The 15,088-nt window shown below is 72.6% G+C and carries 11 protein-coding genes; 7 read left to right on the top strand and 4 right to left on the bottom strand.

The window, feature by feature from the left end:
* Positions 1–150: 150 nt before the first annotated feature.
* Positions 151–315, top strand: coding sequence for a hypothetical protein (locus AB0K28_RS01330; RefSeq protein WP_165974805.1), 165 nt, complete (start codon positions 151–153; stop codon positions 313–315).
* 52 nt (positions 316–367) lie between these two features.
* On the opposite strand, the gene AB0K28_RS01325 is transcribed toward AB0K28_RS01330, so the two are convergent.
* The gene (locus AB0K28_RS01325) at positions 368–1,156 is read right to left on the bottom strand and encodes an inositol monophosphatase family protein (protein ID WP_345387408.1); all 789 of its coding nucleotides are present in this window, start codon (positions 1,154–1,156) and stop codon (positions 368–370) included.
* Positions 1,156–3,177: a S9 family peptidase gene (locus AB0K28_RS01320; RefSeq protein ID WP_364363666.1), complete on the bottom strand. Its 2,022-nt coding sequence runs from the start codon at positions 3,175–3,177 to the stop codon at positions 1,156–1,158. Before AB0K28_RS01320 ends, AB0K28_RS01325 begins: the two co-directional genes overlap by 1 nt.
* 11 nt (positions 3,178–3,188) lie before the next feature.
* Between AB0K28_RS01320 and AB0K28_RS01315 the strand changes: the two genes are divergently transcribed.
* Complete coding sequence (locus AB0K28_RS01315) at positions 3,189–4,139, top strand: ferrochelatase (protein WP_364363663.1); 951 nt, start codon at positions 3,189–3,191, stop codon at positions 4,137–4,139.
* Here the strand turns inward: AB0K28_RS01315 and AB0K28_RS01310 are convergent.
* Positions 4,130–5,326, bottom strand: a complete 1,197-nt coding sequence (locus AB0K28_RS01310) for a lytic transglycosylase domain-containing protein (RefSeq protein ID WP_364363660.1) — start codon at positions 5,324–5,326, stop codon at positions 4,130–4,132. The two genes, AB0K28_RS01315 and AB0K28_RS01310, sit on opposite strands and share 10 nt — an antisense overlap.
* 99 nt (positions 5,327–5,425) lie before the next feature.
* On the opposite strand from AB0K28_RS01310, the gene AB0K28_RS01305 reads away from it, so the two are divergent.
* The 5 genes from AB0K28_RS01305 to sepH all read left to right on the top strand — a co-directional run bounded on the left by AB0K28_RS01305 (position 5,426) and on the right by sepH (position 13,087).
* The gene (locus AB0K28_RS01305) at positions 5,426–6,628 is read left to right on the top strand and encodes an MFS transporter (protein WP_364363657.1); all 1,203 of its coding nucleotides are present in this window, start codon (positions 5,426–5,428) and stop codon (positions 6,626–6,628) included.
* Between the two features lie 99 nt (positions 6,629–6,727).
* On the top strand, positions 6,728–7,447 hold the full coding sequence (locus tag AB0K28_RS01300) for a polysaccharide deacetylase family protein (protein ID WP_345387415.1): 720 nt from the start codon (positions 6,728–6,730) through the stop codon (positions 7,445–7,447).
* Between the two features lie 44 nt (positions 7,448–7,491).
* Positions 7,492–8,769, top strand: a complete 1,278-nt coding sequence (locus AB0K28_RS01295) for a D-arabinono-1,4-lactone oxidase (RefSeq protein ID WP_364363654.1) — start codon at positions 7,492–7,494, stop codon at positions 8,767–8,769.
* A 192-nt stretch (positions 8,770–8,961) separates the two neighbouring features.
* A complete protein-coding gene (locus tag AB0K28_RS01290; RefSeq protein WP_364363651.1) occupies positions 8,962–9,909 on the top strand; it encodes a protease inhibitor I9 family protein in 948 nt (315 codons plus the stop codon).
* Between the two features lie 157 nt (positions 9,910–10,066).
* Positions 10,067–13,087, top strand: coding sequence for a septation protein SepH (sepH, locus tag AB0K28_RS01285; protein ID WP_364363648.1), 3,021 nt, complete (start codon positions 10,067–10,069; stop codon positions 13,085–13,087).
* Positions 13,088–13,544: 457 nt separating this feature from the next.
* Here the strand turns inward: sepH and AB0K28_RS01280 are convergent, their stop codons facing one another.
* Complete coding sequence (locus tag AB0K28_RS01280) at positions 13,545–15,023, bottom strand: PH domain-containing protein (RefSeq protein WP_364363645.1); 1,479 nt, start codon at positions 15,021–15,023, stop codon at positions 13,545–13,547.
* Positions 15,024–15,088: the final 65 nt, after the last annotated feature.

The raw sequence follows: 15,088 nt of genomic DNA, 5'->3' as shown, positions 1-15,088 counted from the left end.
GGCGGGCGCGGCTTACCGAGGCTTGGCGAAATTCATGTTTCGGAGGGCGACAAGCCGGGGTATGCCGTCGGGACACCCATTGCCCAGGCTTCATCCGGCAATGGGGAGACTTCGCCCTTGGACGGATCGAACCCCCGGAGAGTAGGTGAGATGGGCGAGTTCACGACCACGATCGAACACCGCCTCGACCAGGCTTACAAGGGCCTGCGGGAGGCCCGCAGCGTCGGCGACGACTACCTCGCCGACACCCTCACCGCCGAGATCGAGGACCTGCGCCGCCTGGCCGACGATCACGGCATACCGTTGCCCCGCTAGCGAGACGCCAAACGGCCGGAGCCACGCTCCGGCCGTTTCGCACCTGACGCACTCAGGCTCCGCGCAGCGGATCCAGTGACACAAGGAGGTCGTGCAGCTCCTCGAACAGGCCGGGAGCCGCGCACAGCGCGAACTCCGAGCTGACCGGCCGGCCGTGCAGCCCGCCGAGCCTGGCGCCCGACTCGGTGGCCACCAGCCCGGCCGCCGCGAAGTCCCACTGGTTGACGCCGCGCTCGTAGTAGGCGTCGACCCGGCCCGCCGCCAGCGAGCAGATGTCGATGGCGCACGAGCCGCCGCGCCGGATGTCGCGCACCCGCGGCAGCACCTTGGCCACGACCTCGCCCTGGCTCTCGCGGCGTGCCTTGGCGTAGCCGAACCCGGTGGCGACCAGCGCCTGCGACAGCGGCACGCCGGTGTTGCAGCGCAGCCGCTCGGCGCCGAGCCATGAGCCCTCGCCGAGCGCCGCGGTGTAGACCTCGCCGCGCTGCGGCACGTTGACGACGCCGGCCACGACCTTGCCCGCCACCTCGACGGCGATCGACACCGCCCAATCGGGCAGGCCGTACAGGAAGTTGACGGTGCCGTCGATCGGGTCGACGATCCAGCGCACGTCGCCCTCGCCCGGCGCCTCGCCCTGCTCCTCGCCGAGGATGCGGTCGTCGGGCCTGGCGGCCAGGATGCGCTCGCGGATGAGCGCCTCCGACGCCTTGTCCAAGGTGGTGACCACGTCGGTGGGGCTTGACTTGGTCTCGATCTCGCGGGACATCGTGGGCCGCTTGGCGAGCAGCATGTCGCCGGCCTCGCGGGCGATGTCCTCGGCGAGCCTCAGGAAGTCCGTCATCAGGCCACCGACTCCGGGCGCTTCCACTCCTGGCCGAGCACATGGTGGCCGAGGAAGGCGAGCACGGTCTCGTACCAGGCGACGATGTTGCCGGGCTTGAGGATCCAGTGGTTCTCGTCCGGGAAGTACAGGAACTTCGCGTCGACCTCCGTGCGGCGCAGGTCCCACCACAGCCGCAGCGCCTCCCCGATCGGCACCCGGTAGTCCTTGTCGCCGTGGATGACGAGCATCGGGGTGGTGATCTTGTCGACGGAGTTGTGCGGCGACAGCAGCTGGTAGCGCTCGCCGCCCGGCTCGCCGAACTCGCGCTGCCAGTACATCGCGGCGTCGGTGGTGCCGGCGAACTGGTCGAGGTTCCACAGCGAGGCGTGGGTGACGATGGCCTTGTAGCGGTCGGTGTGGCCGGCGAGCCAGTTGGCCATGTAGCCGCCGTACGAGCCGCCCATCGCGGCCGTGCGCTCGGCGTCGATGTCGTCCCTCTCCAGGGTGGCGTCCACGATCGCGTCGAGGTCGGCCTGGGTGCGCGGGCCCCAGTTGCCCCAGCCGCGGTCGATCATCTCCTGGCCGTAGCCGGTGGACATGCACGGGTCGGGCATGAGCACCGCATAGCCCTGCTGAGCGAGGATCCACGACTGCCAGCGCCACTGCCAGTCGTTCCAGGAGCCGAGCGGGCCGCCGTGCACGAACAGCACGAGCGGGGCCGGGTCGGCGGCGGAGGCGGTCTCGGGCACGGCGAGCCAGCCGCGGACGGTGGCGCCGTCGTCGGCGGTGGCGGTGACCTCGGCGAGCGTGCCGGGCACCTCGGGGCGCGGTGCGGGCGACGGCAGGTCGGTGACCTCGCCGGTGACGGCGTCGATCCTGGCCGGCCCGGGGGCGAGTGCGACGCCGCTGTGCAGGGCGTAGACGAAGCGGCCGTCGGGTGACGGGTTGACGTGCAGGTACGCGGCGTCGTCCCCGGTGAGCCTGGTGACCTCGCCGTCGAGCGGGACGCGGAAGACCGGGCGGCGGCCCTGGTGGTCGGCGACCAGGTAGACGGCCGAGGAGTCGGGGGCCCACTGGACGTCGGTGGGGAACGCGTCGGGCGCGTACTCGCGGCCCTGCCCGGTGGCGAGGTCGGCGATCCACAGCGTGCTGCGCGCGGAGACGTCGTAGCCGGTCCTGCGGTCGCGGGCGCAGGCCAGCCGCGTGCCGTCGGGCGAGACGGCCAGCGGGCCGCCGAAGTCGTGGCCGTCCTCGCTGAGCAGCACGCGGCGTTCGCCGGTGGCCACGTCGATGACCACCAGGTCCGTACGCGACTCACCCTTGGGCAGGTAGACCTGCCACGTGGTGATCACTGAGGCGCCGTCGGGGGTCAGCTCGAACGTGCCCTGCCGCAGCGCGTCGCCGGCGTCGGGCGTCAGGTCGCGGACGTCCTCCAGCCGGTCGGCGCCGAGCCGCGCGGCGAACAGCCGGGGCCGGCCCGGGCCGAGGTCGTGGTCCCAGTAGCGGACCGGGAACTGCTCGTGCAGGATGGCGCTGATCCCGGCGTCCTTGCGGGCCTTGCGCTTGTCGGCGTCGGCCGACTCCTCGCCGTCGAGCACGTCGGCGGAGAAGACCACCACGTCGCCCGCCGTGCGCACGGCGCCGATGCCGCCGGCCCTGCTCGCCACCTGGCGGGCCTCGCCGCCGGCGCGCGGCAGCAGCCACAGGGCGGGCACCTCGTCGGTGGCGTCCTTGACGGTCGGGTCGGGGCGGGCGGAGGTGAACAGCACGTCTCCGGCCGCGGTGAAGACGGCGGCCGATTCGCCCTTGGCCGAGCGGGTCAGCCGGTACGGCTCCCCGTCCACGGGAATCGCCCAGAGCGCGGTGCCGTACGACTTGCCGTCGGGGTTCAGAGACTGCACGGCGGAGATCAGCCTGGACCCGTCGGGGGACAGCTTGAGCGAGAGAACTCGGGGGATGGCCACATAGTCGCGTATGTCGTTGAATGCGCTCACCCGACCGAACCTACCTCGCGGCGAGGACCGCCGACATCCCCGCATAGGGTTGTCACGTGGGAATTTACGACGCCTTGCTGGTCCTCTCGTTCGGCGGCCCCGAGGGTCCCGACGACGTGATGCCGTTCCTGGAGAACGTCGTGCGCGGCCGTGGCGTGCCGCGCGAGCGGCTGCTCGAAGTGGCCGAGCACTACCAGGGCTTCGGCGGGGTCAGCCCGATCAACCAGCAGAACCGCGACCTGGTCGAGGCGCTGCGCCCGGTCGCCGGGGTGCCGGTCTATTGGGGCAACCGCAACTGGCACCCGTTCGGCGAGGACACCGTGCGCCAGATGAAGGCCGACGGGGTGCGCAAGGCCGCGGTGTTCGCCACGTCGGCGTTCGCCGGCTACTCGAGCTGCCGCCAATACTACGAGGACATCGACCGGATCTCCGTCGAGGACGGCCCCGAGCTGGTCAAGATGCGCCACTACGGCGAGCACCCCGGGTTCGTGACCGCGATGGCCGACCACACCAGGGCGGCCCTCGAGCGGCTCGGCCGCGACGACGCCAGGCTGGTGTTCACCGCCCACAGCATCCCCACGTCCATGGCCGAGACCGCGGGCCCCGAGGGCGGCCTCTACGAGGCGCAGCTGCGCAGGAGCGCCGAGCTGGTGAGCCGGGCGCTGGGCCGCACCGAGCCGTGGGACCTGGTGTGGCAGTCGCGCAGCGGGCCGCCGCAGGTGCCGTGGCTGGAGCCCGACGTCTGCGACCATCTCCGCAAGACCGACGCGCGCTCGGTCGTGCTGGTGCCGATCGGGTTCGTCTCCGACCACATGGAGGTCGTCTACGACCTCGACACCGAGGCCAGGCAGGTGGCCGCCGAGCTGGAGCTGCCGATGGAGCGGGCGGCGACGGCGGGCACGCATCCGGCGTTCGTGCGGATGGTGCGCGAGCTGATGGACGAGCCCGAACCCGTCCCCTGCCCGCTGACCTGCTGCCCGCCCCCGCGCCGGCGGCCTCAGGCGTAGGCCTTCGCGTAGGCGTCGGCGATCGACATCACCTTGTTCACGTAGTCCCACGAGTGGTTGTAGAACCAGATCGCCTTACGCAGCCGCTCGCCGCCCTGCCCGGCCTTGTTGGCGCACAGGTAGTTCGCCGCGCCGGGCACGGCGTCGTACGGGCTCCAGATGTCCTTCTTGCCGTCGCCGTCGCCGTCCACGCCGTAGTGCTTCCAGGTGGCGGGCATGAACTGCATGGGCCCGAGCGCGCCCGCGCTCGACGGCCCGTTGTTGCGGCCGTGCCCGCTCTCCACCTGCCCGATGGCGGCGAGCACCGTCCAGGACAGCCCGGGGCAGCGGGTGGCGGCGGCCTTGTAGAGCTCCAGATAGCTGCTCGGCCGGCCGACGGTGACCTGCTGCTGCGCGGGCGGCTGCCGCCGCTTGGGCGTGCGGGCGGCGGCGTCGAGCACGACGACCTGGCTGCGCTTGCCGAGCAGCTTCTTCACGCCCGTCTGGCTGATCTTGCCCTCCTTGCCGTGCAGCAGCACGGCGACGCCCTGCGCGAACCCCAGCGACCTGCCGAGGTCGGCGCTGATGAGCCCGTCCACGCCGTGCAGCCCGAGCGAGGCGGAGGCGGCGACGCGCAGCCTGGGCCCGCTGTCCACCTGGTAGACGGCGCCCAGGATCATGCCGAACTTCTTCATCGCGTCCGCGTCGGCCACCAGCTCGCCCCTGGTCAGCGCGCTCCACACGGCGGGCTGGTCGGCGACGGGCCGCGGGGTCCAGGAGCGGAACTCGGCCGGGTCCACGGCCAGCAGGTTCAGCGACGTGCCCGACACCTTGACGGCGCCGGCGTCCACCACGGCGACCTTCTGCACGTGGGCCAGCTCGCCCAGCCGGAACCTGGTCTGCTTGGGCACGGTGCCGGCCGCGACGGCGAGCACGCGCGGCGGCGTGACGGTGATGCTGGGGCCGCCCTCGCCGAAGTCCTTGACCGGCTCGGCGGTGGGCACCATCTCGTCGAGGCGCGGGGCGGGCGACTGCTGGGGCGACTGCTGGGGCGACTGTTGCGGGCGGAACCTGCGTACGGGCTGCTCCTGGGCGGTGCCGACCAGATCCTCACCCAGGACGACCACGACGCCTCCGGCCGCGGCGGTGACCACGAGCACGGCGGCGACCATGAGCATGACCGCGCGGAAGCTGGGAAGACCGGACACTCGGGACACGTTAACTCACCCCTGCGCGAAATCACTTGCCATCCGGACATACGGTGCGCAATGGTTAGCCCGCTCAAGCTCACGTAAGGGGGAAACAGCGTGGTCGGGCCTTACCGGGGACTGTTCGAAAGGCCCGGAGCGGCGGCTTTCGTCCTGGCCGGGCTCATCGGCCGGATGCCGATGTCGATGCTCGGCATCGGCGTGATCCTGCTGATCTCCACGCTCACCGGGTCGTACGCCACGGCCGGCGCGGTCGCCGCGACCACCAACCTCGCCTTCGCCGTGGCCGCTCCTCTGTCCGGGCGGCTGGTGGACCGGTTCGGCCAGAGCCGGGTGATCCCGCCGTTCGCGGTGGTGAACGCGCTCGCGCTGGCAGCGCTCATGGTCTTCGCCGGCTCCGGGCTGCCCGACTGGACGTACTACGCCTCCGGCCTGATCGTCGGGGCCACGTCGCTGTCGCTCGGCTCGATGGTGCGGGCCCGCTGGTCGGTCATCCACGGCGGTTCCGGGCGGCTGCACACCGCGTTCGCGTTCGAGTCGGTGATCGACGAGGTGGTCTTCGTCACCGGGCCCGCGCTGGTCACGGTGCTCGCGACCGCCGTGAACCCCTACGCCGGGCTCATCGTGGCGCTGGTGTGCATGCTGGGCGGCTCGCTCGCGCTGGCCGGGCAGCGCGGCACCGAGCCGCCCGTGCAGGAGATCAGGTCGTCGTCGGGGTCGCCGATCCTCATCCCCGGCGTGGCGGTGCTGGCCGGCGTCGCCCTCGCGCTGGGCGCGATCTTCGGCTCGGTGGACCTGATCACGGTGGCGTTCGCCGAGGAGCACGGCGTGAAGGGCGCCGCGGGGTTCCTGCTGGCGGCGTTCGCGGGCGGGTCGATGGTGTCGGGCCTGTGGTTCGGCTCGCGGCACTGGCGGATCTCGCTGCGGGCCAGGTTCGTACGGGCGCTCGCGCTGTTCGTGGTGGGCCTGGTGCCGATCATCTTCATCGACCACGCCTGGCTCATGGCCGCCGCCCTGTTCCTCGCCGGCTTCGCCATCTCCCCCACGCTCATCACCAGCTTCTCGCTCACCGAGCGGCTGGTGCCGCCGTCGCTGCTCACCGAGGGCATGGCGTGGATCTCGACGGCCATCGGGTTCGGCGTGGCGGCGGGCGCGTGGGCGGGCGGGCGGCTCACCGAGTCGTACGGCGCCTCCGCCGCGTACGGCTTCTCCGTGGCCGCGGCCGTCGTGGCGGTGATCGTCGGTGTCGGAGGTTCGGGTTTGCTGAGACTTCCCGAGGCTGCTTCACCCTCCGAGAGTTGATCCGCTACGGTCGGGAGATCCCTCGCAACACCCAACACACTGGAAGCACTAGTCATGTCCCGACACATCAGTTCACTTCTAGCAATCGCGGCTGTTTGCGTGACCCTTGCCCCGGCGGCGGCCATCGCCGAGGCGACCCCCGCTCCCGCCCAGGGCGCCAAGTCCACGGCCGCCAAGAAGAAGGCGGCTCCCGTTGACTGCTCCCAGGTGAAGTGCCTGGCGCTGACGTTCGACGACGGACCGGGCAAGTACGCGGGCACGCTGCTCGACACGCTCAAGAAGTACGACGCCAAGGCGACGTTCTTCCTTGAGGGCCAGTACGTGAAGAGCCGCCCCCAGTTCGTCAAGCGCATGGTCGCCGAGGGCCACGAGCTCGGCAACCACAGCTACAGCCACCCCGACTTCACCAAGAGCGACGCGGCGACGATCCGTAACGAGATCAAGAAGACGCAGGACGCGGTGAAGAAGGCCGCGGGCGTCGAGCCGAAGCTGCTGCGCCCGCCGTACGGGCTGGCCGACATCCAGGTCTCCGACGTCGCCATCGAGTTCGGCATGCCGATGATCCTGTGGACCGCGGGCTCCGCCGACTGGAGCTCCAAGAACGTCAAGGCCATCCAGAAGCAGACGCTGGCCGTGGCCAAGCCGAACGGCATCATCCTCATGCACGACTGGGTGAAGCAGACCGTGGACGGCATGCCGGCGCTGATCAAGACCCTGAAGAACAAGGGCTACCACCTGGTCACGGTCTCCGACGTGATCAAGGACCAGAAACTGGAGCCCGGCGACATCTTCCCCGTTCCCGAAGGCTGGGAGAGATGAGTATCGTTCGCGTTTAACCGGACGACTTTCGCTGGAGGGTGCTCGTGGCCTTCGTCAACTGGGCGCGCAATCAGACGGGCACCCCGGCCGAGATCCGCGTACCGGCCCGCGCCGGCGACGTCGTACGCGCCGTGCGCGACGCCGCCGGCTCCGGCCGCCGCGTACGCATGGTCGGGACGGGCCACTCCTTCACCGGAGTGGCCCTCACCGACGGCATCATGCTCAGGCCGGACGCGCTCACCGGCATCGTCTCGCTGGCCGACGACCGGGCGACCGTCCAGGCCGGCACCCCCTTACGCGTGCTGAACGAACTGCTCGCCGAGCGCGGCCTGGCCCTGGCCAACATGGGCGACATCACCGAGCAGACCGTCGCGGGCGCCGTACAGACCGGGACCCACGGCACGGGACGCGACAGCGGCGGGCTCGCCGACCAGATCGCCGAGCTGGAGATGGTGCTCGCCGACGGCACCCTGACCACGGCCTCCCCCGGCGACGACCTCTTCGACGCCGCCCGCGTGGGCCTCGGCGCGCTCGGCGTCCTGACCACCGTCACCTTCCGCGTCGAACCCGCGTTCCTGCTGCGCAACCGGCGGCGCAAACTCGCGCTCAGCGAGATGCTCGGCTCGCTCGACGAGCTGACCTCCGCCAACGAGCACCTCGACTTCTTCTGGCTGCCGCACACCGACGCCTGCCTGGTCAAGACCAACAACCGCAGCCCGGGGCCGCCCCGGCCGCCCTCCCCCGCCCGGCGCTGGCTGGAGACCGTCTTCCTGGAGAACACCGTCTTCGGCGCCGCCTGCGCGCTCGGCGCCCGGCTGCCCGCGCTCATCCCGCACATCAACGCCGTCAGCGCCTCCGCGCTCGGGGAGTCGTCGTCGGTGGACCTGTCGTACAAGCAGTTCACGGCGCGGCGCGACGTGCGCTTCCTGGAGATGGAGTACGCCGTCCCGCGCGAGCGGCTGGCCCAGGCGCTGCGCGAGGTGCGCGACCTGATCGAGCGGATGGACTGGAAGATCACCTTTCCCGTCGAGGTGCGGGTGACGCCGCCCAGCGACGCGTGGCTGTCCACCGCGTACGGGCGCGCCACGGCCTACGTCGCCTGCCACGTCTACCGGCCGACGCCGAACCCGGCGTACTTCGCGGGCGTCGAGGAGATCATGACCCGCCTCGGCGGGCGGCCGCACTGGGGCAAACTGCACACGCGGGACGCCGCGTACCTGGCCAAGGCGTACCCGCGGTTCGCCGACTTCGTCGCGCTGCGCGACCGCCTGGACCCCGGCCGGCTGTTCGCCAACGCCTACCTGGACACCGTCCTGGGCTGACCCGCCGCAACCGAGCGGCTCCTCCGTCACGTCACCGCCGGCAGGCTCGGCTCGGCCTGCGGCCGATCGCCGCCCATCCCCCCGATCAGTGCTTCCTCACACCATGCGTTCGGTAAAGAGCTTTCTCGTGAATAGACGTGAGTGCGTGTCCCGGTGTTCGTGCGACCTGCGTGACAGGCACCCTTGTAACTCGTGCCCCGACGACTCGGCCTGCCCTCCGTGTACCTCGCCGCGGCTGTGGCAACGGCTGCCACGACCGCCGTCCCCTTGGCCATGACGCCCGCCTCCGGCCTCGCCCTGCGCGACACGCCGCAGGAGCCCGCCCGCCCCTACGTCGTCACGGCCCGCGACCGCGCGGCCGCACGCGACCTCGTCGGGGAGGTGCGCTGGCGAGTACGCCGCTACTACACCTCGGCGCTGCCCGGCCTCGCGACCTTCCTCACGCCCGCCGAACTGGCCGAGCTGCGTGCCGACCCGCGCGTCCAGACGATCGAGCCCGACCGCGAGATCCACGCCATGGCCACCCGCGAACCCAGCCGCCGCGCCCCGGCCGGAGCCAAGGGTGACGGCACCACCGTGTACGTCGTGGACAGCGGGGTCAAGGTCCGCCGCGACCGGTTCGACGACCTGGCCTGGCGGGCCTTCGACGCCACCGGCGGCACCGGGCGCGACTGCCGCGGTCACGGCACCCGCGTCGCGTCCCGCGCCCACCGCGCCGCGCCCGAGGCGGGCATCGCGTCCGTACGCGTCCTCGGGTGCGCCGGCACGGGGACGCTGTCGGACGTCCTGGCCGGGCTCGACTGGATACACCGGCACGCCCGGGGCCCCTCCGTGACCGCGCTGGCCATCGACGGCGCCGACTCCCCCGCCCTGGCCAGGGCCGCCGGGTCGCTGTCGCGCTCGGGGATGTTCGTCGTGGGGACCGCCGACGGGGGCGCCTGCCACGTCACCGCCGAGGGACTCGCCTTCTCCGCCCGCGCGCCGTATCTGGCCGGACTCGCCGCCCGCCACCTGGCACTTCACCCCAATTCGGGACCGGCCGCCCTGGCCGACCGGCTCGGCTGCTCGACGGCGCGGGGCGCGATTCGCCAGAACCCGTCGCGGCCACATAACCTCCTCATGCGCGATGGCGGGCTCTAGAGGCATGGACTCCAATGTGACCGGCGTCACATCGCCCATGGGCTATCCCAGGAAGGCGATGTTCGGACATGCCGGGTACGGTGCTGGCAGGCAACCGGCACACGCGAGAGACTCAAGGGTCCGGGGGAAGAATGGCGACGCTGACGAAGGGACTCGCATGCAGGAGCTCCGACTCGTCGCGGTGAGTGAGGACGGCACCTACCTCGTGCTGGCTACTGCCGGGCGAGGGACGCGCTTCACGCTTCCCGTGGACGACCGGCTCCGTGCTGCCGTCCGCGGCAACTTCTCCCGTCTCGGCCAGTACGAGATCGAAGTGGAGAGTCCGTTGCGCCCCAAGGAGATCCAGGCCCGCATCCGCGCCGGAGAGACGGCGGAGGAGATAGCCGCGACCGCCGGGATCCCGGTCGAGCGTGTCCGCTGGTTCGAGGGGCCGGTGCTCCAAGAGCGGGAATACGTCGCCCAGCAGGCGCAGCGCGTCGCCGTACGCATGCCGGGAGAGTCAGCGCCAGGGCCCACGCTCGGCGACCTCGTGGCCGAGCGCCTCACCAGGCGTGGCGTGCCCACCGACGAGATCGACTGGGACAGCGCCAAGCGCGACGACGGCCTCTGGCGCGTCAAGCTCGGCTACGTCTGGAACGGTCACACCCGCCACGCCGAGTGGCTCTTCGACCCGCGCAAGCGCCACGTCACCCCGCACGACGACGAGGCGCTCCGCCTGTCCGCCGCCGACTTCGACCCCGAGCCGCCGGTGGTCGAGGACACCACGGTGACGCCGTTCGCGCCGCGCGTGGCCAAGCTCCAGCCGGTGCCGCCGCTCTCCTCCGAGACGCTGCCGTTCCCGTCCGTGGTACGCCGCGAGCCGGAGGAGCCGGCGGTGGGTTACGAGCCGACCGGCCGCAGCGGCGACGGCGCGTACCCGTCGTCGCGCGGCACCCGCGACTCCTCCCACGACGACGACTTCTTCGACCCGCCCGCGCCGGCCGGACCGCCCGCGGCCTCGGACACGTCCACCCGCGACGAACGCCGCCCCGCCCCCTTCGACCCGCTGACGCGCGATCCCGCGCGGCAGGAACCGGCCGCCCGCGAGCCGTTCCACCCGCCCACGCACGAGCAGCCGCGGCCCGAACCGGGCCGCGAGACCGGCTACACCCGCCCCGGCGACCCGACCCGCCGCGGCGGGTCTTCGCCATGGCTGCCCGACTTCAGCTCCGGCCGCGACCCCGAGTCCGCGATCTACGCCCCGGCCGACCGCACCCCGGTCACCGCCGAGCCCACCCGCCCGGCCGACCACACCTCAGGCGCCACCCAGCTCATTCGCCCGGCCGATCACGCACCTGTCACCGAGCCCACCGGTCCGGCGGGCCGTGACTCCGCCGCGCCCCAGAGCCGGCCCGCTGACACGCCACAGAGCGCCTCCGCCACCACCGCGTCTCCTGAGCAGGCCACCCAGCCCCGCCCCCAGGCCCCTGCGCCCGCCGCCGAGCACCTCGCACAGCAGCAGCCCATCACCACGCAGCCGGCTGCCGACGCGACGCCCGCCGTCCAGCAGCCGGCACCCGCCGCATCCCCGGCGACCGCCGCCGAAGCACTCACGCCCGCTCAGGAAATGGCGGCACCCTCACCCGAGGCCACCACCCCCGCATCCGAGCAGCCCCAGGCCACCACGGACGCCGCTGCCACGGCGACCGAGCCGACCAAGCCCGAGCCCGTCACCGCGACCGCGACCGCCGAGCCGACCACCACCACTGCGCCCCAGACCACCACCGCCAATGGGCCCGCGTCCAGCACCACCGCTGCGCCCCAGGCCACCACCGCCACTGACACCCCGGCCAGCACCGCCACTGAGCCTCAGGCCACCACCGCCGCTGAGCCCGCGGCCAGCACAACCGCTGAGTCCCAGGCCACCACCGCCACTGAGCCTGCGGCCAGCACCACCGCTGCGCCTCAACCCAACGCCGCCGCTGAGCCCCAGGTCCAGGCCACCGCCGACGCTGCCGCAACCGCCGCTGCGGCCACCTCTGCGTCGCCCGGAAGCGCGACCTCCGAGGCAGGCGAGCCCAAGACCGAGGCCGTCTCGCCAGCAGCCGAGCCCAAGACTCCGGAGGTCTCCGCGCCCGCCGAGTCGTCGGCGCCCACCGAAGCCGCCCGCGAGGCCACACCGGCGCAGGCGGCAGAGACGACGCCGACCGTGCCCGCTGGCCAGCCCCAGGCCGAGACGCCCGACGCCCAGGCCGCACCCACCGACGCTCCGGCGACCCAGGCCGCGCCCAACGACGCTCCGGTTGCCCAGGCCGTGGCCGCCGACGCTCCGGTGGTCCAAGCCGTGGCCGCCGACGCACCAGCGACCCAGCCCGTGCCCACCGGTGCCCCGGCTACTCAGGCCGCGCCCACCGATGCACCAGCGGCCCCGGCCGCGGCTGGGGATGCCCCAGCGACCCAGGCCGAGGCCGCCGACGTCTCTGCTGCCGGCACCGAGGCCGCTGCGGCACAAGACGACGCCGCTCCGCAGGCCGAGTCCATCACCTCCGAGGCGGAGAAGGCGGTCACCGTAGACACGCCCGCCGACGTTTCCTCGCCTGAGCCCGCCGCCGCTTCCGTACAGGAGCCGACGGCTCAGCCCACCGCCGGCCAGGAGCCGACGCCCGCCGCCGAGCAGGCGCCGACCGCCCAGCCCACGTCGGCCGAGCCCACCGACGCACAGCCCGCGAACACGGGCGAGGCGCCGAGCACCGTCGAGGCGACCGCCGCGAGCCGGCCCACACCCGCGAGCCAGGCGGCGTCCGCGAGCCGGGCCACCGGCGCCGAGCAGACCTCCAGCGCGGACGAGCCTGCCGCGCCCGAGAAGTCGGCCGCTCCCGAGCCGTCCGAGAAGGCGGCCGCTCCCGAGCCGGAGAAGACCCAGGAGCCGGCGGCCGTGGCCGAGCAGCAGGACGCCGATCGTGGGAAGAAGGCCGCGGAGCCCGTCCAGGAGCCGAAGCCGCGTCCGGCGCCCAAGCCCAAGCCCGCCCCTCCTGCGGTCCCGGCCGCACGGGCGGGCAAGGACGACGGCAAGGAGGAGCCCGCCGTCCCGGTGCCCGCGCCGAAGCCCGCTTCGGGCCGACGCAAGGGTTCGAGGGGCCGCCGCGCGTCCGTTCCGACGTGGGACGAGATCATGTTCGGCGCCCGCCGCCAGGACTGACCGCTCCGCACCAGGCCAGGGAAAACCCCTCCACGGCCAACCCACCCAAACCCAGCACCACCCGCACAAGCCAGAACCCGGACCAACAACGCACCACCCGGCCAACGCCCACGTGGCCACGGCATCACCCGGACAACGTCGGTGCCCGAGCCCGGTGTCCAGGCGCTCGCGCACCCGAGACCGTCGGCGCCACAGCGCAGCGGCACGCGAACGCGCCCGCGCGTGGACACGTCTGAAGCGGAACGCTGCTGCGAGCGAAGGCACCCGCACCATGTCCGGCCCGCCTCAGGGCACCGCCGCCCATCCTCCTGCCGCCCGGACCATCGCGCGCGATGACCACCGCCGGACGCCGGCCATCCCCGCTCGAACCTCCGCCCCCAGCCCCGCATCGTCCCGGCGTGTCCGAATCCTGCGCATGCCGACCGCTCACGGCATCACCTCGATGCCGGGGGTGGGATCAGGAGCGGCGGAGGGGATCGCCTCCCGCCGTCCCATCCTCGTCAGCGCTCTGGTTGAGGAAGGGGGCGAGCCATTCTGGGGTCACTTCGGTGGAGAGGTCGACGGCCTGCGTCATCGAGACGTCCATGGCCGAGTAGCCGCCCTTGCCCGCGCCCACGCCGGCGATCAGCGTGAGCACCCCGGCGCGCCGCTGGAACCAGGTCTGGCGGAGTCGCCAGCCCACCACGGCGCGGCGTTCGACCACGGCCTGTGCGCGCCGGAGCGACCCTGACCGTACGGAGAGCCGGCGGCCGTCGTAGCCGTGGCCGAGCGAGGCGTACCGGTCGAGGCCGAGCGGGACGCCGCCGGCGGCGAGCAGCAGGGTAACGATGAGGAGCATCCACCAGATCATCGTCCCGAGAACCCACACGCCGACCGCGCTCACCAGGGCCGCCGCCGCCCAGGGGGCGATCGCGCGGAACAGCCGCCGCTGCCGGGCCACGGGCGGGTGGGGACGCAGCTCGCCCCGGTAAGGGCCGATCGCGTCGCCGGTGACCTGGAAGGCGACGTTACGCGGTACGTCGGGCAGGAGCTGCCCCCGCGTCTCCGAGTCGCCGAGCCCCGTCACGATCGCCCACGCGCGGACGACCCCGGCCCAGCGTTCGGCGAGGCCGTCGACGATCTCGTAGCCGCGTACGCGCTGGAACTCCAGCGACACGCTGCGCCGGTTGATCAGCCCGCGCTCGGCCACCAGGTAGCCGTCGCGGCGCTTGAGGCGGAAGTTCCAGTTGAAGACGGCGTACATGACCCCGCCCGCGAACGGCATCGCCAGCACGAGCAGCACCGCGACCACGAGCAACAGGTACGGGTGGTCCCAGAGCCACTGCCCGGCGTTCCAGGCGGCGTCCCGGCCGAAGCCCAGCTCGTCGCCCCACTGGAACGCCAGCCCCACGGCACCGCCGGCGAAGGCGAAGGGGGTGAGGAGGTACGCGCCGGACAAAGGCCCGTACAGCAGCCACTTCCTGGGTACGGCGAAGATCGTGCGTTCGGCGGGCTGGGCCGGCTCATAGGCCTGGGCGCCGGGGGTCGCCGGTGCGGACGTGCGGCGGAGGAGGACGGCTTTGAGGCGTTCGGCCTCGTCGAGGGTGACGCCGGCGAGCTTGGCCTCCTCCTCGTCGCCGCTCGCCCCCGTGTCGATCTTGAGCACGGCGAGGCCGAGCAGCCGGTGCATGGGCGGGGTGGAGACGTCGACGCCGCGGATGCGTTCCAGGGGGATGGTCCTGATCGAGCGGCTGATCAGCGACTGCTTGGTCTCCAGGCGGTCGCCGACGATCTCGTACGTGAACGTCGCCCAGCGGACCACTGCGTACACCACGGCGGCGACGACTCCCACCGCCGCGAAGCCGTACGACCTGGCCGAGAAGCCGCCCACGAACAGCACGCCCACCAAGGGGAGGAGGAGGGAGGGCAGCATGCGTACGGGGTCGATCAGCAGCACCTTGGGACTGAGCCGCTGCGGCGCCCGCCCCGGCTGGGGGTAGGGGTACGGCCCCCCGGGCCCTT

The sequence above is a fragment of the Nonomuraea sp. NPDC049504 genome, from assembly GCF_040676845.1.
In the GTDB taxonomy this organism is placed as follows: Bacteria; Actinomycetota; Actinomycetes; order Streptosporangiales; family Streptosporangiaceae; genus Nonomuraea; species Nonomuraea salmonea.
The sequence above is the reverse complement of the archived record's forward strand: the minus strand, read 5'-3'. Positions and strand labels throughout refer to the sequence as shown.